Below are 16,836 nucleotides of genomic sequence, written 5' to 3' on the forward strand. Positions count from 1 at the left end.
TTCGGGCAGCAGCGCGCGCAGCCCGGTCATCGCGCGATCGAGCGTGGCGCGACCGTCGGGTGACCAGTCGGTGCAGCGCCGCGCCGCCGGGCCGCCCGCGGACGCCGAGACCAGCCCTGCGGCCACCGCGGCCTCGGGCAATTGCGCGAGCAGCACCGCATTGGCCGTGTCGATCGTCGCAAGCGACGGACAGCCGGGCGCGCCCTGCGCAAAGCCGGGCGACGATCGCGCGAGCGCCACGCCCGCCGCCAGCATCGCCATCGCCTCGCGCCGCGTGCTCGCCGTCACTCATTCACCCTTTTATTCCTGCAATAGGCTGGTGACATTGGCATCGATTGGGCGCAACATCCACGCATGTTCAGGCTGGAAATGGATGGCCCCGTCGCGCGCGTCGTGATCGACCGGGGCGAGAAGCGCAACGCGATTCCGATCGGGTGCTGGAACGCGCTCGAAAAGCTGGTGGGCGAGGCGGCGAACAGTGAGGCCCGCCTGATCGTCATCACCTCGGCGGACCCGATCAGCTTCTGCGCGGGAGCGGACCTGTCCGAGCTGCCTGCACTCGTCGACGACGTCAAGAAACGCCACATCTTTCGCGGTGCGATGAACAGCGCGCTGGCGCGCGTCCGCGCGGTCACCAAGCCGACGCTGGCGCTGATCGAGGGCGGCTGCTTCGGCGCGGGCGTGTCGCTGGCGATGGCGTGCGACATCCGCATCGCCAGCCCGCGCTCGAGCTATGCGATCACGCCGGCGCGTTTCGGCATCTCCTACCCGCAGCCCGATCTGTCGCGGCTCGCCGAGCTGGTCGGCCCCGGCCAGGCGGCGCGGCTGCTCTACGGCGCCGAGACGATCGACGCCGCCGAGGCGCATCGCATCGGGCTGATCGAGATCGTCTCGACCGAGCCGCGCATCGGTGCCGACATGATCGACCGGATCGCGGGCAATGCGCCCTACAGCCTGTGCGCGCTCAAGGCGACGCTGGCCGGGCGGTTCGGCGTCGACAAGCGCTTCGACGACGCCTTCGCCTCGCCCGATTTCGCCGAGGGCTGGCAGGCGTTCCGCAGCGGCCGCAAGCCCAGCTTCGGCGGATGAGCGACGCCCGGGCGGAAGCCTGGACGGCGATCGACGGCAGGCGCGGCACGGGCGGATCGGCAACCGGCGGCATCCTGATCGTCGCGGATCACGCCTCCAATCATGTTCCTGCGGACATCGACCTGGGGGTCGACGCCGATGTCCTCACCCGCCATGTCGCGATCGACATCGGTGTCGCCCCGCTCGCCGAGGCGCTTTGCGGAAGGCTGGGGTGCACGGCGATCCTCGGCGGCGTGTCGCGGCTGGTCTGCGACTATAATCGCAGCGAGGCGGCGGCCGGTCTCGTGCCGCGGTCGAGCGACGGCATCGACATCCCGGGCAATGCGCTCGATGCCGACGGGCGGATGGTGCGGCTCGATCGCTTCTTCCGACCCTATCATACCGCGGTCGCCGCGGCGATCGCCGCGCAGCGGCCGGTGCTGCTGGTCTCGCTACACAGCTTCACGCCGCGGCTCGCGAGCCAGCCCGCGGACGAACGCCCGTGGCAGATCGGCATCCTCTACAATCGGGACGAGCGCGCGGCGCGGATCGCGATCCCGCTGCTCGAGGCGGCCGGCGTCGTCACCGGCGACAACGAACCCTATTCGGGCCGGGTGCTCAACGCGACGATGGACCGTCACGGCGAGGCGGCGGGGCTGCCCTATCTCGGCATCGAGGTGCGACAGGATCAGATCGGCGATGCCGACGGCGTCGCGCGCTGGGCGGACCTGCTCGAGCCCGTGATCGGCGCGGCCTGGGACACGTTTGCGCGCGCGGCCGTTGCGGGATGACGCGGCGGCGAGGCTCGCCTAAGGTGACGTCATGAACCGATTATCCGCATTGCTGCTCGTCCCGCTTGCGTTTGCCGGCTGCCACAAACGGGCCGGCGAGGCAACCGCGGAGGCCGCCGCGCATGGTGCGGTCGTGCCCTGCGCGCTCGGCGGGGCCAAGACGTTCAAGCCCGAATGCGCGGTCGAGCGGACCGTCGCGGGCGATGGGCTGATGCTGATCCTCCACCATCCCGATGGCGGCTTCCGCCGGCTGCTCGTCACCACCGACGGGCGCGGCGTGGTCACCGCCGACGGGTCGGACCAGGCGAGCGTCGCGGTGATCGATCCGGGCACGATCGAGGTGGCCGTCGGCGACGACCGCTACCATCTCCCCGCGACCGTCAAGGGGCAGAAGCTGCCGCAGCAATGAGCGGCCGTCCGATCTTGACCGCGGCCGAGACGCGCGCCGCCGAGGACGCGATATTCGGGCGCGGCGTGTCGGTGAGCGCGCTGATGCAGCGCGCAGGCCACGCGGTGGCGGACATCGCCTGGGATCGGTTCGGGCCGCTCGAGACGCTGGTGCTGTGCGGACCGGGCAATAATGGCGGCGACGGCTATGTCGTCGCGCGGCGGCTGGCCGAGTGCGGCGTGCGCGTCCGCGTCGCGGCGTCGGGCGATCCCAAGACCGCGGCGGCGCAGGCGGCGCGTGCGGCCTGGGGCGGGACGGTAGAGACACTTTCCGACGCCCGGCCCGCGCCGCTGACGATCGACGCGCTGTTCGGCACCGGCCTGTCGCGTCCGCTCGACGACGCGGTGGCGGGACCGGCCGGGCGATTGCTGGCGGCAGCCCGCCACCGCGTCGCCGTCGATCTGCCGAGCGGGCTTGCGACCGACGACGGTGCGGTACTCACCGAATTGCCGCCCGCCGACCTGACCGTCGCGCTCGGTGCGCTCAAGCGGACGCACCGCCTCTTGCCGGGTGTCGCGCGCTGCGGCGACGTGGTCGTCGCCGACATCGGGTTCGGCGATGTCGCGAGCGACGTCACCGAGATCGGCCGCCCGCGCATCCCGGGGCCAGGCTTCGAGGCGAACAAATATAGCCGTGGCAAGGTGCTCGTCGTGGCGGGCGCGATGGCGGGCGCGACGATGCTGTCCGCGCTCGCCGCGCAGCGCGCCGGGGCGGGCTATGTCGAGCTGCTCGGCACGGCGGGTGGCGGCGAACCGCATGCGTTGGTCCGCCAGGCGTGGGACGACGGGGCGGTCGGCGACACGCGGATCGGTGGCATCGTGATCGGGCCGGGGCTGGGCACCGACGACGACTCCTATCGCCGGCTGATGCTCGCGATCGGCACGGGCAAGCCGCTGGTGATCGACGCCGACGCGGTCACTCTACTCGCCAGGCGCGGCCCGGAGCGGATCGAAGCGCCCGCGGTGCTCACCCCGCATGGCGGCGAATTCGTCCGGTTGTTCGGCAAGATCGCCGGCTCGGCGCTCGATCAGGCGCGCGAGGGCGCGCGGCGCTCGCGCGCGGTGGTGCTGCTCAAGGGCGCCTGCACCGTGGTTGCCCATCCCGACGGCCGCGCCGCGATCGATGCGCCGGCACCGGCCTGGCTGGCGAGCGCGGGGACAGGCGACGTGCTGTCGGGCATCCTCGGCACGATGCTGGCGCAGCTCGGCGACCCGTTCACGGCGGCGCAGGCGGCGGTGTGGCTTCACGCCGAGGCGGCGCGCCGCGCGGGGCCGGTGCTGATCGCCGACGATCTGGTCGCGCAACTCGGCGGCGTCGTGGCGGACTGCCTCGTCGCATAAAGACCGCCGTCACTGCGGGGCGCGCCACGCCGCGGCAACCCGGTTCGGCGCGCGTGGTCCTGGATTGCTTCGCGTCGCGCGCCATCACGGGCGAGCTATGCGGCAGCTTGATTGGACAGTGGGGGTAGGGTCCGCGCCGGCTTGGTGATACGGGCACGCCGGTGACCGACCAGAACCCCATCGACCGCCCCGATCTGCCACCGACGTCGCCACCGGCGGAGGGGTTGGAAATCCTCCGTCTCAACGCCTCCGGGCTCGGCGTCACCGCGGACGGCTATGCGGTGGCGCTCGCGGCGCCCGGCGACAGCGTGACCACCGACGACATGATCCTGCCCGGCCCGCATCACCAGCCGCCACCCTGCCGTCACTTCCCGATCTGCGGCGGCTGCACGCTCCAGCATGTCGACGACGCGGCTTACGCTACTTTTTTGATCGATCGCATCGCGGGCTCGCTGAACTCGGTCGGCATCCGCACCGAGATCGCGACGCCGCATCTCTCCCCGCCGCGCACCCGCCGCCGCGCCTCGCTACGCGCCGAGCGCAGCGGCAAGCGCATCCTGCTCGGCTTCAACGAGGCGCGCAGCCGGCGCGTCGTCGACCTCGCCGAATGCTGGATCCTGCGCCCCGAGCTGTTCGCGCTGCTGGCACCGGTGCGCGGGCTGCTCGCAAGACTGCTGCCCGACCGGCGCACCGCCGGCGTCGAGCTCGCGCTCGTCGACCAGGGCGTCGACCTGCTGATCAGCGGGATCGATCCCGACGGTCTGATGGCGATCGAGGCGATGACGGACTTTGCGCAAGCGCACCGCCTCGCCCGTCTGTCGATCGATTCGGGGCAGGGACCCGAAGCCCGCTGGGAGCCCGAGCCGGTGACCGCGACACTCGGCGGGGTCGCGGTCCCGCTTCCCGCGGGCGGCTTCCTCCAGGCGACCGAGGATGGCGAGGCGGCGCTCCTCGCGGTGGTGCGCGACGCGGTCGGCGACGCGAAGACGGTCGCCGACCTGTTCACCGGGCTCGGCACCTTCGCGCTGCCGCTGTCGCGGTCGGCGCGTGTGCTCGCGGCAGAGAGCGACCGCGCGGCGATCCTGTCGCTGAAAGGCGCGGCGGCGCGCGCGGGCCGACCATTGGTCGCCGATCATCGCGATCTGTTCCGGAGGCCCTATACGGCGGCCGAACTGTCGCGCTTCGATGCGGTGGTGCTCGATCCGCCGCGCGCGGGCGCCCGCGAGCAGGTCGCCGAGCTCGCGCAGGCGACGTGCGGACGGATCGCCTATGTGTCGTGCAACCCGTCAACCTTCGCGCGCGACGCGCGGACCTTGGCCGATGGTGGCTGGCGGCTCGAACAGGTCACGCCAGTCGGACAATTCCGCTGGTCGACGCATGTCGAGCTCGCGGCGCGCTTTGTGCGCGAGTCCTAGCGGTGCTCATCACCGTCATTCCCGCGAAGGCGGGAATCCATAAACGCCGCGTCCGATGATCAAGCGCCGCGTCTATGGATCCCGGATCATGTCCGGGATGACGGGAGGAGAAAAGCGGACGTTTCTCCGACTCAGTGGTTCTGCCGGTTGCCGTCGGGATCGTGCGAGAAGACGCGGCCGACCGATTTGGCATCCTCGCCCGCGCCGTGAACCGTATTGCAGGCCGTCACGAGCAAAGCGCTCGCCAGCAAGGCCAATGTCGTGATCGTTCGCATGAATTTCCCTTCGCGGTCCGCGGCAGCATAGCGCGACGGCCCCGCGAAGGGAATCGGTCCTGTCCTAGTCGGCGAACAGCTTGGCGAAGCTGCGCTTGGCGCGCTGCTTCCAGTGGCCGCGGTGATAGGCGTCGGAGGCGAGCAGCGGCAGCACCGAGGTGGCCTCCGCGAACACCATCTGCTCGAGCGCGGTGTTGACCTTGCCCCAGCTTGCGGCCTCCTGCAGCGTCGAGGACGAGCAGGCGCCGTCGCGCACGTCGGCGACGGTGATCTGGATCGCGTATTTGTGCACCTCGACGTCGTCATGGCCGAGGATCTCGGCGCAGACGACGGTGTCCTGCACGAAATTCTTCGGGACCCCGCCGCCGATCATCAGCAGCCCGGTGGTGCCGGCCTTGATCTTGATGTCGGTAAGCTCGCGGAAGTCGGCGATGCTGTCGAGCGTCATATAGGCCTTGCCCGCCTTGACCGCGTCGACCTGGTGCTTGACCAGACCGAAGCCCGCCGAGCTGTCGGTGAAGGCCGGGCAGAAGATCGGCACGTCATGCTCGTAGCAGAGCTTGACGAGGCTGTTGTCCTTCTTGCCGTGCTCGACCAGATACTTGCCCATCTGCTTGATGAATGCACGCGAGCTGTACGGCTTGGCCTCGAGCGTCTCGGCGATCTCGAAGATGGTGTGGTCGACGTTCTGGAGCGCGACCTCGTCGATATAGGTGTCGTAGATGCGGTCGATGTAGAGCGAGCGCAGCGTGTCGTCGTCGGGGATCTCGAGCGCCTGATAATGTTTGTGGCCGAGGCCTTCGAAGAAATCCATGTCGACGATCGAGGCGCCGGTCGCGACGATCGCGTCGACCATGTTGTTGCGGACCAGTTCGGCATAGAGGTCCATGCAGCCGCCGGCGCTCGTCGAGCCCGCGATGACGAGGATCACCGAGCAATCGGGGTCCGCCAGCATCTGGTTGTAGATGTCGGTGGCGCGGCCGAGATCGCGCGAGGTGAAGCTCATCTTCTTCATCGCATCGACGATCGGGCGCGCGTCGAAGCTGGTGATGTCGATATGCTCGACGGTGGTCGACAGCAGCTCCGCCTTGCGGGTGTCGTTGATCGGGGACTCGGTGTTCATGGCATGACCTTTCAAGGCAAGCCTGTTCCCCGGCGAACGCCGGGGCCCAGAGCTTCAGGCGCCGCGCGTGCGGGCCTGGGCCCCGGCGTTCGCCGGGGAACGGTAGGGATTAGGTGACCGTCTCTTACAGCTTGATGACGCGGCCGGCCACCTTCGCCGGCGCGGCGCGCTCGACGTAGAGACTGGTCATCGGCTCGTCCTCGACCACCACCGTCTCGTCGCTGGTGAAGCCGTTGAAGGCGGTGCGCATCGCGCAGCCATAGGCGCCAAGCATGCCGATCTCGATGAAGTCGCCTGCTGCTGTGTCGGCGGGCAGCTCGAACGGGCCGGCCATGCGATCCATGTCGTCGCAGGTGGGACCGTAGAAGCTGAAGCCGATGTTCCGCGCATGGCTGTCGGGTTCGCGCAGCAGGCTGACCGGGAAGCGCCAGCCGATGTGCGCGGCGTCGAACAGCGCGCCATAGGCACCGTCGTTGATATACAGCTCGTCGCCGCGACGCCGCTCGACGCGGACCAGCAGCGAGGCATATTCCGCCGACAGAGCGCGGCCGGGCTCGCACCACAGCTCGGCCGAATAGGACACCGGCAGGCTCTCGAACGCCTCGTGGATCGTGCGGAAATAGCGATCGAGCGGCGGCGGCTCCATCCCCGGATAGGAGGAGGGGAAGCCCCCGCCGACGTCGATCACGTCGACGGTGACCGCCGCCGAGACGATCGCCGCGCGCACGCGCGCCATCGCGTCCGAATAGGCCTGCGGGCTCATCGCCTGGCTGCCGACGTGGAAGCAGATACCGAGCGCGTCGGCGACCTGGCGAGCCGCCATCAGCAGCGGCGCCGCATCGGCGAGGTCGACGCCGAATTTGGACGCGAGGCTGAGTTTGGAGTGATCCGACGACACGCGCAGGCGGACGCACAGCGTCAGGTCGGTGGCGCCGTCGGTGGCGCGCACGATCTTGTCGAGCTCTTCCTGGCTGTCGAGCGAGAAGGTACGGACACCATGCGTGGCATAGGCCTCGCGGATCGCTTCCTCGGCCTTGACCGGGTGCATGAAGCACAAGGTCGCATCGGGAAGCGTGCGCGCGACGAGACGCACCTCGGCGATCGAGGCGACGTCGTAATGCGTGATGCCACCCTCCCACAGCGTCTCCAAGAGCGCGGGGGACGGATTCGCCTTCACGGCATAGAGCGAGCGACCCGGGAACTTCTCCGAAAAGAAGCGGGCGGCGCGCCGCGCAGCGTGCGGGCGGATAAGCGTGACCGGTTGTACCGGACGCGCCTTGGCGATCTCAAGGACGGAAACGGCCTTGTTGGGGGCTACCCCCAGCGCGCGATGATGCTTGTGCAATTCAAGGGACCTCCAGGGGTAGTTTCACCGAGAGCTGCCTTGCGGTTGGAAGTCCCATGGGGCAGCGAGGGGCGGCATATAGGATTAGCGGACCCCCCTGTAAAGGGCCGTGTAAACCCCAGGAGAACCGCCATTTTTCAAGCCGAATCAACGAACTTGTTAAGCAATCGGTTGCCGACGCTTTCGGGTGTCCGTGGCGCGGCCAACGCCCTGACGCACGTGGGGGTCGTCACGCCGCTGATCGAGACGCAGATTCGCGACGAAGTGGTATTCATCAAGGCCGAATGCCTGCAGCGCACCGGCAGCTTCAAGTTGCGCGGCGCCTGGTGGCGGCTGGCGTCGATCCCGGCTGTGCAGCGGGCGCAGGGCGTGGTCGCCTTCTCGTCGGGCAACCATGCGCAGGGGGTGGCGTGGGCAGCGCGGCGGCTGGGGATGCCGGCCGTGATCGTGATGCCGCGCGACGCACCGGCCGCCAAGGTCGCGGGGACGCGCGCGTCCGGCGCGGAGATCGTCTTCTACGATCGAGCGACCGAAAGCCGAGAAGCGATTGCCGCCGAAATCGCGCAAACATCCGGTGCGGTGCTGGTGCCGAGCTTCGACGACCCCTGGATCGTCGAGGGGCAGGGGACCGCGGGGCTCGAGATCGTCGAGCAATATCGGGCCGCCACCGGCCGGTCGGTCGCGCGGATTGCGGTGTGCTGCGGCGGTGGCGGGCTGTCGGCGGGCATCGCGCTGGGCGCCCCCGATGCTGCGATCGTCGTCGTCGAGCCCGAAGGCTGGGACGACATGGGCGAATCGCTCAGGCGCGGCGCGATCGTGCCGGTCGGCGCGAACCCGCCGGTGACGTCCTGCGATGCGCTGCAGACGCTGCGCGTCGCCGATCGCACCTTCGAAATTTTGCGCGCGCGCGGCGCGACCGGCATCGCGGTGAGCGAGGCCGAGATTGCCGCGGCGATGCGCTTCGCGTTCGAGACGCTCAAGCTGGTGGTCGAGCCGGGCGGTGCGGTCGCATTGGCAGCGGCACTGGCGGGTAAGCTGCCGCTGGCGGGCACCGCCCTGGTGGTCTCGGGCGGCAATGTCGATCCCGCGACCTTCCGGACGCTAACGGCATGATTGCGGGCAGTGGCTTTGCCGAATTCGCGCTCAGCGTCGCGATGCTTGCCGCCTTCGCGCTGGCGATCGCCGGCGTCCGGATGGTGGCGAGGGGCGAGGATCGCCAGCGCGGATGGCTGATGCTCGGAGTGGCGCTGGTGCTGGTCGGCAACGTGCTGATCTGGGCGTGGCCCTGACTCCCCTCCCTGCAAGGGAGGGGGCGGGGGTGGGTTTGCCGGTGGCGAACGGAGCCGCAATACGGAGAGCGACCCACCCCTAACCCCCCCCTTTCGGGCGGGGGAACGGCTATTTCAGCCGCATGTCCAGATAGCCGTCGACCGATTTCATCAGCGGATCCAGCTCGTTGGCGAAGAAGTGGTTCGCGCCCGGGATGGTGTCGTGATGGATGGTGATGTGCTTCTGCGTGCGCAGCTTGTCGACCAGCTTCTGCGTCGCCGGCGGGGTCGCCACCTCGTCGGCATCGCCCTGGATGATGATGCCCGACGACGGGCAGGGCGCCAGGAAGCTGAAGTCGTACATGCTCGCGGGCGGCGCGATCGAGATGAAGCCGCGGACCTCGGGGCGGCGCATCAGCAGCTGCATGCCGATCCACGCGCCGAAGGAGAAGCCCGCGATCCAGGTCTGCGTCGCTTCCGGGTGGATCGACTGCACCCAGTCGAGCGCCGAGGCCGCGTCGGACAATTCGCCTATGCCGTTGTCGAACAGCCCCTGGCTCTTGCCGACGCCGCGGAAGTTGAAGCGGAGCGTCGCGAAGCCGCGGCGCACGAAGGTCTGGTACAGGCTCTGGACGATGCGGTTGTTCATCGTCCCGCCCGCCTGCGGATGCGGGTGAAGGATCAGCGCGACGGGCGCGCGCGGGCGCGGGCCGGGGTTGAAACGACCTTCGAGACGGCCCTCGGGGCCGGGAAAGATGACTTCTGGCATTGCACCTGCTGCGGACGAGCGAAGGAAAACGACCGGTTTCGGCCGCACGATTGGCGCCCTATATAGAAAGCCGGGCCCACCGCGCAATCTTCGTGCGCGTGGATCGCCAGGAGTTGTCCCACGCCGATGCCGTCTCGCGTCTATCTCGATCATGCCGCGACCACGCCGCTGAGCCCGGCCGCGCGTGCGGCGATGCGCGACGCCTATGCGCAGTGGGCGAACCCGTCGTCGCCGCATGCCGAAGGCCGCGCGGCGCGCGCGGCGCTCGAGGGTGCGCGCCGCCGGATCGCCGCTCTGACCGGCTGGCGCGGCGCCATCCTGTTCACCAGCGGCGCCAGCGAGGGGCTGGCGATGGTGATGCGGCATGCCAAGGCGGGGCGGCGGATCGTCTCGGCAGTCGAGCATGACGCGGTGCGCCGCATAGCAGAGCGCGCGATCACGCTGCCGGTCGACGGCGACGGCCTCGTGCATAAGGTCGGTCTCGCCGAGGCGATCGCGCAGGCGGGCGATGCGCCGCTGGTCGCGGTACAGGCGGTCAACAGCGAGACCGGCGTGATCCAGCCGTTCGACGCGATTGCGGACGCCGTGCGCCAAGCCCGCGGGCTGTGGCTGTGCGATGCGACGCAGGCGGTCGGCAAGATCGCGCTGCCTGACGCGGACTTCCTCGTCTTCTCGGCGCATAAATTCGGCGGGCCGGTGGGCGTCGGCGCGCTGCTGGTGCGCGATCTCGCGACGATCGGCGCCGGCGGCGGGCAGGAGCAGGGCTATCGCGGCGGCACCGAAAATCTGCCGGGCGTTGCGGGAATGGTCGCCGCGCTTGGCGACGACGACGGGTGGATGGCGCGGGTCGCCGACCTGCGGGCGCAGTGCGACGCCGCGATCGAGGCGGCGGGCGGCACGATCGTCGCGCGCGACGCGCCGCGGCTGGCGACGATCGCCGCGTACCGGATGCCGGGGATGGCGGCCGCGGCGCAACTGATCCGCTTCGACATGGCGGGGTTCGCGGTGTCGGCGGGCAGTGCCTGCTCGTCGGGCAGCCTCAAGCCCAGCCATGTCCTCGCCGCAATGGGGCTCGACGGCCACGCCGCCGGCGAGACGGTCCGAATCAGCTTCGGGCGGACCACGACCAAGGACGAGGTCGCGCGATTCTGCGACCAGTGGCGTGCGATCGCAGCCGAAAGGGGAGCCCGCGCGGCATGAAGCGACCGATCTATCTCGATTATCAGGCGACCACGCCGCTCGCCCCCGAAGCGCGGGCGGCCATGCTGCCGCTGCTCGAGGAGGCGTTCGGCAACCCGCATTCGCCGCACCGCCTGGGGCGCGAGGCGAAGGCGGCGGTCGAGGTGTCGCGCGAGGTGATCGCCGCCCCGTTCGGCCCGGGTGGACGGCTGCTGTTCACCAGCGGTGCTACCGAGGCGCTCAACTGGGCGATCAAGGGCATCGCCGAGATCGCCGGCACCACGCGGCCGCGCATCGTCGTCACCGCGATCGAGCATGCCGCGGTGCTGGATACGGTCGGCTGGCTTGCGGGACGGGGCCATGACGTCGTCGTGCTCCCGGTCGGCCGCGACGGCATCGTCGACCTCGAGGCCGCGCGTGCCGCGATCGACAACCGCACCGCGCTGGTCGCCGCGATGCTGGTCAATAATGAGATCGGAACGATCCAGCCGATTGCCGATCTCGGCGCGCTGGCGCGCGAAGCCGGCGCCGTCATGCTCTGCGACGCGGTGCAGGGATTCGGACGCGTGCCATTGCCGGTCGAGGCGTGCGACATGGTCGCGATCTCGGCGCACAAGATCCACGGCCCCAAGGGGATCGGGGCGCTGTGGCTGCGCGACGGCGTCGCGCCCGCGCCGCTGCTGCATGGGGGCGGGCAGGAGGGCGGGCTGCGGTCGGGGACGCTCGCACCGGCGTTGTGCGTCGGCTTCGGCGCGGCCGCGGCGCTCGCCTTCGACCGCGTCGCGGACGATGCCGCGCATGTCGAGCGGCTGTGGCGCGCGGCGCTGGCGGGATTGGGCGAGGGTTGGTGGCTCAACGGTTCGGCGACGCGGCGCTGGCATGGCAATCTCAACGTCCGCCGTAACGGGCTCGACGCCGGCCGGCTGATGGCGGACCTGCGCGACATCGCCTTCTCGGCAGGCTCGGCCTGCGCCAGCGGATCGGGACGGCCGAGCCACGTGCTGCGTGCGATCGGCCTCGACAGGCCCCAGGCGCTGAGCTCGATCCGGCTCGGCTTCGGCCGCTACACCACCGCCGACGAGATCGGCGAGGCGGCCGCCGCGATCCGCGCCGCCGCCGAGCGGCAGGCCGCGTGGGCGGCATGACGCGCGTTCGCTTTCTGGATACGGCCGGGGCGCTTTCGGCCGCGGTCGATGCGCCCGTGGGCGCGCGGTTGCTCGATGTCGCGCAGGCCGCCGGTCAGCCGCTTGAAGGCACGTGCGAGGGTCAGATGGCTTGCTCGACCTGCCATGTCGTCGTCGCGCCGGAGGATTTCGCGCGGCTCCCGCCCGCCTCCGAGAATGAGGAGGATCTGCTCGATCTCGCCGCGCACGTCACGCGCACGTCGCGGCTCGCCTGCCAGATCTGGCTCGACGAGACGCTCGCCACGCTGACCGTGCGGATGCCGGGACAGGCGCACAACATGATGGGGCGTTGATTCACGCCGCGGGATCGACCATATGCGCCGCGGGAGTCGGGCGGACGGCGTCGTCGCCAACTTGGTCAGGTCCGGAAGGAAGCAGCCACAACGATTTTCTCCGGGTCGTTCCGGCTCCCACCGCGGTCGCTTTCCGGCTAGTCTATCCCCGATGACCGAATCCACCCCCTATCGCGTGCTCGCACGCAAATACCGGCCGCAGCGCTTCGGCGAGCTGATCGGCCAGGATGCGATGGTGCAGACGCTCGGCAATGCGATCCGCCGCGGACGGCTGGCGCATGCCTTCCTGATGACCGGCGTGCGTGGGGTCGGCAAGACCTCGACCGCGCGGCTGATCGCCAAGGCGCTCAACTGCATCGGGCCCGACGGGCAGGGCGGCCCCACGATCGATCCCTGCGGACTCTGCGAGCCGTGCGTCGCGATCGCCGAGGGCCGCCACATCGACGTGATCGAAATGGATGCCGCCAGCCACACCGGTGTCGACGACGTGCGCGAGATCATCGAGGCGGTACGCTATGCCGCAGTCTCCGCGCGCTACAAGATCTACATCATCGACGAAGTTCACATGCTGTCTAAGAACGCGTTCAACGCGCTTCTCAAGACGCTGGAAGAACCCCCTGCCCACGTTAAATTCCTGTTCGCGACGACCGAGGTCAACAAGGTTCCGGTGACGGTGCTGTCGCGGTGCCAGCGCTTCGACCTCAGACGGATCTCGGCCGAGCTGCTCGCCGGCCATTTCGCGCATGTCGTTGCCGCGGAACAGGTCTCGGCCGAGCCCGAGGCGCTCGCGCTGATCGCGCGGGCGGCGGAAGGCTCGGCGCGCGATGGATTGTCGATCCTCGATCAGGCGATCGCGCATGCCGGCGTCGATTCGACGGGCGTTACCGCGGCGCAGGTTCGCGAGATGCTGGGGCTCTCCGATCGCGGTGCGGTCAGGCGGCTGTTCGCGCTGCTGCTGTCGGGCGATGCGCCTGCGGTGCTGGCGGCGCTCGCCGAGCAGCACGCGCTGGGCGTCGAGCCCGCGGCACTCTTCCGCGGCCTGCTCGAGGCGGTGCACGGCGTCACGCGCGCCAAGGCCGGCGGCGTGCCCGATCCCGCGCAGTCGGCCGAGGAGCGCGAGGCGCTGGCGGAATGGGCGGGAACGCTTGGTCATGCGACGCTGCACCGGCTGTGGCAGCTGCTGCTCAAGGGGCTGACCGAGATCGAGACCAGCGCGATGCCGATCGAGGCCGCCGAAATGGGGCTGCTCCGCGTCGTCCACGCCAGCCAGCTGCCCGATCCGGCCGAACTGCTGCGACGGCTGCAGTCGGGCGAGCCGATGCCGGTCGACGCCAGCGGACCGGCGATGGCGGCCACGCCGACCGGCGCTCCGGGTGCCGCGGCGCCCGCACCCGTGGCGCTGGTGCAAGCGCCCGAGAGCTTCGCGGGACTTATCGAGGGAATAGAGCGACGGCATGCCCATCTCGCGCAGCAATTGCACGACCATGCCAGCCTCGTCCGATACGCGCCGCCCGAACTTGTGCTGCACCCCGAACGGCCCATCGACGGGAATATCGCCAAGGCCTTGAACGACATCTTTCCGATCGACTGGAAGGTGACGATGGCGGATTCACCGGGGGCGCCGACGCTGCGCAAGCAGGAACTCGCGGCGATCGAGGATGACCGCCGCGCGGTTCGGGATCATCCCGTCGTCGCCGCCGCGATGGCGGCGTTTCCGGGTGCGCAAATCATTGAAGAACAACGGAGTATGACATGAACCTCGAAGATCTTATGAAAGCTGCGCAAAATGTGCAGGATCAGCTCGGCAAAGCGCAGGCCAATCTCGACAGCGTCGAGGTCGAGGGTGTCGCGGGCGGTGGGCTGGTCACGGTGAAGGCGACCGCCAAGGGTCGTGTCACCGGGATCGCGATCGACGACAGCCTGATGGAACTGTCCGAAAAGCAGATGCTAGAGGATCTGATCGCGGCGGCGTTCAACGATGCGCGCAGCAAGGCCGATGCGGTCAGCGGCGCGGAAATGAGCAAGATGACGGCGGGCCTGCCGCTGCCGCCGGGCTTTAAACTGCCGTTCTAAGGGGTCGCGGCACACTGCACCCGTCGACGCGCCGGCGGGTGTCCCGAGCCCTCCGGAAACATGATTTTCGACAGGTTCGGCGCGGCGCGGGCGTCTAGCGCCTCCTATACGTCGGCCCGCTGCCAAGCGGCGTACGGCGGCGGTGGCGCATCATCGGACGCAGCGATCATAGCCGCCCCGCTGGACCGTGCCGATCCGGGCTGCGATGCGATTGCCATAGCGGCGCACCGCGCCCACCGGAGCCACCGCGCCGCGCACCTTGGGCAGCGGGAAAACCGCGACCAGCCGGGCCGCCTCGGTCGGGCTCATCCGGCTGGCATCATGATGGAAGTAGCGGAGCGCGCCGGCGTCGACCCCATAGGTGCCGATCCCGGTCTCGGCCACGTTGAGATACATTTCCATGATCCGGTGCTTGCCCCAGATCGTCTCGATCAGCAGCGTGAACCACGCCTCCAGCGCCTTGCGCAGGTAGGAGCGGCCTTGCCAGAGGAAGACGTTCTTCGCGGTCTGCTGGCTGATCGTTGAGCCGCCGTGGATGCGCCTGGCATGTTCGTTATGCTGCATCGCCTGCTCGATCGCGCCGAAATCGAAGCCGTGGTGCGAACAGAAGCGCGCGTCTTCGGCACCGATCGCGGCGCGCGCGACGTCGGGATCGATCCGCGACAACGGCATCCAATCCTTGTCGATGCCGCGCCCGTCGATCGCATTGGCGACCATCGTGAAGGTTACCGGCGGCGGGACGACGCGGTAGAGCGCGACCCACAGCACGGACAGCAGGACGAAGGCGACGAGGGCCTTGAAAATCCAGCGGAACAGGCGGCCGAGCGTGACGCGGCGGCGGGGTGCGGTGACGTGCATCGACGCGACGCTAGCGGGCGGCAGGCCCCGGCGACAATCCCCCATCGTCGTGGCGGGCATGTGCCGCGTTCGATGGCTCTCGGCCGGCCGTCTGGCGGCCAGGCGATCGAGGCTCGAATTGGTGTCCGGACAGACCGGCGGTCGCAGCCTCGGAGGGGGGCCGTCGGCGCGCCGAACGCGCCGGCCGGTCAGCTCAAAGGTGCGCGTGGATCCATTCGGGGCCTGCGATCCTGGGCGGCGCCGACGAGGTGTTCTGCGACATGACGATCATGATCGTCGCGAAGCCGCTGAACAGGAGCACGCAGGCAATGGCTTTCATTGGATCGTCCCGTGGTGGAGCCGGCGGTGGTCTGCCGCGGCGCTATCGCAGCAAAGCTGCGATCGCGTTAACCGCAACAGAAAGGGGCGCCCACCGCACGGTGGACGCCCCTTGAGTACGTCGCCGGAGAGATCAGGCCATCGCGGGCAGCAGACCCTTGCCGCCGGCCAGGCGGATCATCGCCTTCTGCAGCTTGTCGAACGCGCGCACCTCGATCTGGCGGACGCGTTCGCGCGAGACGCCATAGACCTGCGACAGCTCCTCGAGCGTCTTGGGATCGTCCGCGAGCCGGCGCTCGGCGAGAATGTGCTTCTCGCGGTCGTTGAGATCGTCCATCGCCTCGGTCAGCAGCTGATGGCGCTGGCCCTTCTCCTCGTCCTCGGCGAGCAGTTCGTCCTGTAGCGGGCCGTTGTCGACGAGCCAGTCCTGCCACGTCCCGTCGCCATCCTCGCGCATCGGCGCGTTGAGCGACGAGTCGCCGCCCATCGACATGCGGCGGTTCATCGAGGTCACTTCCTCGGCCGTAACGCCGAGGTCATGCGCGATCTTGGCGACATGCTCGGGGCGCAGATCGCCGTCCTCGAACGCGTCGAGCCGGCTCTTCATCCGGCGCAGGTTGAAGAACAGCTTCTTCTGCGCTGCGGTGGTGCCCATCTTCACCAGGCTCCACGAGCGCAGGATATATTCCTGGATCGAGGCGCGGATCCACCACATCGCATAGGTCGCCAGCCGGAAGCCGCGCTCGGGCTCGAACTTTTTGACGCCCTGCATCAGCCCGATATTGCCCTCCGAGATCAGCTCCGAGGTGGGCAGGCCGTAGCCGCGATAGCCCATCGCGATCTTGGCGACGAGGCGCAGATGCGAGGTGACCAGCTTGGATGCGGCCTCGGTGTCGCCATGCTCCTGAAAGCGTTTGGCGAGCATATATTCTTCCTCGGGCGCGAGGATCGGAAAGCGGCGGATTTCCGACATGTAGCGGTTGAGGCTCTGCTCACCGCCCAGCGCCGGAATGGTCGCGGGAGTGCGGGCGCCTGAGGTTCTCTTGGCAGTGGCCATGATAGTGTCTCCCAGAACTGTAGAACGGTTCG

General features: G+C 69.3%; 19 protein-coding genes, 1 other RNA gene and 1 pseudogene. 13 read left to right on the top strand and 8 right to left on the bottom strand.

Going from position 1 to position 16,836, the window contains the following annotated elements:
* Window positions 1-288: pseudogene (locus Q0326_RS09175) on the bottom strand (hypothetical protein); the annotation flags it as partial.
* A 66-nt stretch (window positions 289-354) separates the two neighbouring features.
* Here Q0326_RS09175 and Q0326_RS09180 point away from each other — a divergent pair.
* From Q0326_RS09180 to Q0326_RS09200, 5 genes are all read left to right on the top strand, one after another.
* A complete protein-coding gene (locus Q0326_RS09180) occupies window positions 355-1,089 on the top strand; it encodes an enoyl-CoA hydratase-related protein (RefSeq protein ID WP_298689406.1) in 735 nt (244 codons plus the stop codon).
* Window positions 1,086-1,859, top strand: a complete 774-nt coding sequence (locus Q0326_RS09185) for an N-formylglutamate amidohydrolase (RefSeq protein ID WP_298689408.1) — start codon at window positions 1,086-1,088, stop codon at window positions 1,857-1,859. The genes Q0326_RS09180 and Q0326_RS09185 overlap by 4 nt, the downstream gene beginning before the upstream one ends.
* 31 nt (window positions 1,860-1,890) lie before the next feature.
* On the top strand, window positions 1,891-2,268 hold the full coding sequence (locus tag Q0326_RS09190; protein ID WP_298689410.1) for a hypothetical protein: 378 nt from the start codon (window positions 1,891-1,893) through the stop codon (window positions 2,266-2,268).
* Entirely contained in the window at window positions 2,265-3,647 is a 1,383-nt protein-coding gene (locus tag Q0326_RS09195) for an NAD(P)H-hydrate dehydratase (RefSeq protein ID WP_298689412.1), read from the top strand. The genes Q0326_RS09190 and Q0326_RS09195 overlap by 4 nt, the downstream gene beginning before the upstream one ends.
* 194 nt (window positions 3,648-3,841) lie before the next feature.
* Window positions 3,842-5,062, top strand: coding sequence for a class I SAM-dependent RNA methyltransferase (locus Q0326_RS09200; RefSeq protein ID WP_298689521.1), 1,221 nt, complete (start codon window positions 3,842-3,844; stop codon window positions 5,060-5,062).
* Window positions 5,063-5,193: 131 nt separating this feature from the next.
* On the opposite strand, the gene Q0326_RS09205 is transcribed toward Q0326_RS09200, so the two are convergent.
* From Q0326_RS09205 to Q0326_RS09215, 3 genes are all read right to left on the bottom strand, one after another.
* On the bottom strand, window positions 5,194-5,337 hold the full coding sequence (locus tag Q0326_RS09205) for an entericidin EcnA/B family protein (RefSeq protein WP_298689414.1): 144 nt from the start codon (window positions 5,335-5,337) through the stop codon (window positions 5,194-5,196).
* A 64-nt stretch (window positions 5,338-5,401) separates the two neighbouring features.
* A complete protein-coding gene (locus tag Q0326_RS09210; protein ID WP_298689416.1) occupies window positions 5,402-6,460 on the bottom strand; it encodes a deoxyhypusine synthase in 1,059 nt (352 codons plus the stop codon).
* A 124-nt stretch (window positions 6,461-6,584) separates the two neighbouring features.
* Window positions 6,585-7,805, bottom strand: coding sequence for a type III PLP-dependent enzyme (locus tag Q0326_RS09215; RefSeq protein ID WP_298689418.1), 1,221 nt, complete (start codon window positions 7,803-7,805; stop codon window positions 6,585-6,587).
* Window positions 7,806-7,976: 171 nt separating this feature from the next.
* On the opposite strand from Q0326_RS09215, the gene Q0326_RS09220 reads away from it, so the two are divergent.
* A complete protein-coding gene (locus Q0326_RS09220) occupies window positions 7,977-8,918 on the top strand; it encodes a threonine/serine dehydratase (RefSeq protein WP_298689420.1) in 942 nt (313 codons plus the stop codon).
* Entirely contained in the window at window positions 8,915-9,094 is a 180-nt protein-coding gene (locus Q0326_RS09225; RefSeq protein ID WP_298689422.1) for a hypothetical protein, read from the top strand. The genes Q0326_RS09220 and Q0326_RS09225 overlap by 4 nt, the downstream gene beginning before the upstream one ends.
* Window positions 9,095-9,203: 109 nt before the next feature.
* Here the strand turns inward: Q0326_RS09225 and Q0326_RS09230 are convergent, their stop codons facing one another.
* Window positions 9,204-9,842, bottom strand: coding sequence for an alpha/beta hydrolase (locus Q0326_RS09230; protein ID WP_298689424.1), 639 nt, complete (start codon window positions 9,840-9,842; stop codon window positions 9,204-9,206).
* A 126-nt stretch (window positions 9,843-9,968) separates the two neighbouring features.
* Here Q0326_RS09230 and Q0326_RS09235 point away from each other — a divergent pair, with 126 nt between their 5' ends.
* The 6 genes from Q0326_RS09235 (at window position 9,969) to Q0326_RS09260 (ending at window position 14,571) form a co-directional block, all read left to right on the top strand.
* Window positions 9,969-11,042: an aminotransferase class V-fold PLP-dependent enzyme gene (locus tag Q0326_RS09235; protein ID WP_298689426.1), complete on the top strand. Its 1,074-nt coding sequence runs from the start codon at window positions 9,969-9,971 to the stop codon at window positions 11,040-11,042.
* Entirely contained in the window at window positions 11,039-12,166 is a 1,128-nt protein-coding gene (locus tag Q0326_RS09240; protein ID WP_298689428.1) for a cysteine desulfurase family protein, read from the top strand. Before Q0326_RS09235 ends, Q0326_RS09240 begins: the two co-directional genes overlap by 4 nt.
* Window positions 12,163-12,498, top strand: a complete 336-nt coding sequence (locus Q0326_RS09245) for a 2Fe-2S iron-sulfur cluster-binding protein (RefSeq protein WP_298689430.1) — start codon at window positions 12,163-12,165, stop codon at window positions 12,496-12,498. The genes Q0326_RS09240 and Q0326_RS09245 overlap by 4 nt, the downstream gene beginning before the upstream one ends.
* Before the next feature lie 28 nt (window positions 12,499-12,526).
* Window positions 12,527-12,623: signal recognition particle sRNA small type (gene ffs / locus Q0326_RS09250), an RNA gene on the top strand.
* Between the two features lie 26 nt (window positions 12,624-12,649).
* The gene (locus Q0326_RS09255; RefSeq protein ID WP_298689432.1) at window positions 12,650-14,254 is read left to right on the top strand and encodes a DNA polymerase III subunit gamma/tau; all 1,605 of its coding nucleotides are present in this window, start codon (window positions 12,650-12,652) and stop codon (window positions 14,252-14,254) included.
* A complete protein-coding gene (locus tag Q0326_RS09260) occupies window positions 14,251-14,571 on the top strand; it encodes a YbaB/EbfC family nucleoid-associated protein (RefSeq protein ID WP_298689434.1) in 321 nt (106 codons plus the stop codon). Before Q0326_RS09255 ends, Q0326_RS09260 begins: the two co-directional genes overlap by 4 nt.
* Window positions 14,572-14,721: 150 nt before the next feature.
* On the opposite strand, the gene mtgA is transcribed toward Q0326_RS09260, so the two are convergent.
* From mtgA to rpoH, 3 genes are all read right to left on the bottom strand, one after another.
* Window positions 14,722-15,429 carry a monofunctional biosynthetic peptidoglycan transglycosylase gene (gene mtgA / locus Q0326_RS09265; protein WP_298689523.1) on the bottom strand — a complete coding sequence of 236 codons (708 nt, stop codon included), beginning with the start codon at window positions 15,427-15,429 and terminating at the stop codon, window positions 14,722-14,724.
* A 193-nt stretch (window positions 15,430-15,622) separates the two neighbouring features.
* Complete coding sequence (locus Q0326_RS09270) at window positions 15,623-15,748, bottom strand: hypothetical protein (protein WP_298689436.1); 126 nt, start codon at window positions 15,746-15,748, stop codon at window positions 15,623-15,625.
* A gap of 132 nt (window positions 15,749-15,880) precedes the next feature.
* Window positions 15,881-16,804, bottom strand: a complete 924-nt coding sequence (gene rpoH, locus Q0326_RS09275) for an RNA polymerase sigma factor RpoH (protein WP_298689438.1) — start codon at window positions 16,802-16,804, stop codon at window positions 15,881-15,883.
* Window positions 16,805-16,836 lie beyond the last annotated feature (32 nt).

Origin of the sequence: uncultured Sphingomonas sp. (genome assembly GCF_937859915.1) — a bacterium.
Taxonomy (GTDB): Bacteria; Pseudomonadota; Alphaproteobacteria; order Sphingomonadales; family Sphingomonadaceae; genus Solisphingomonas.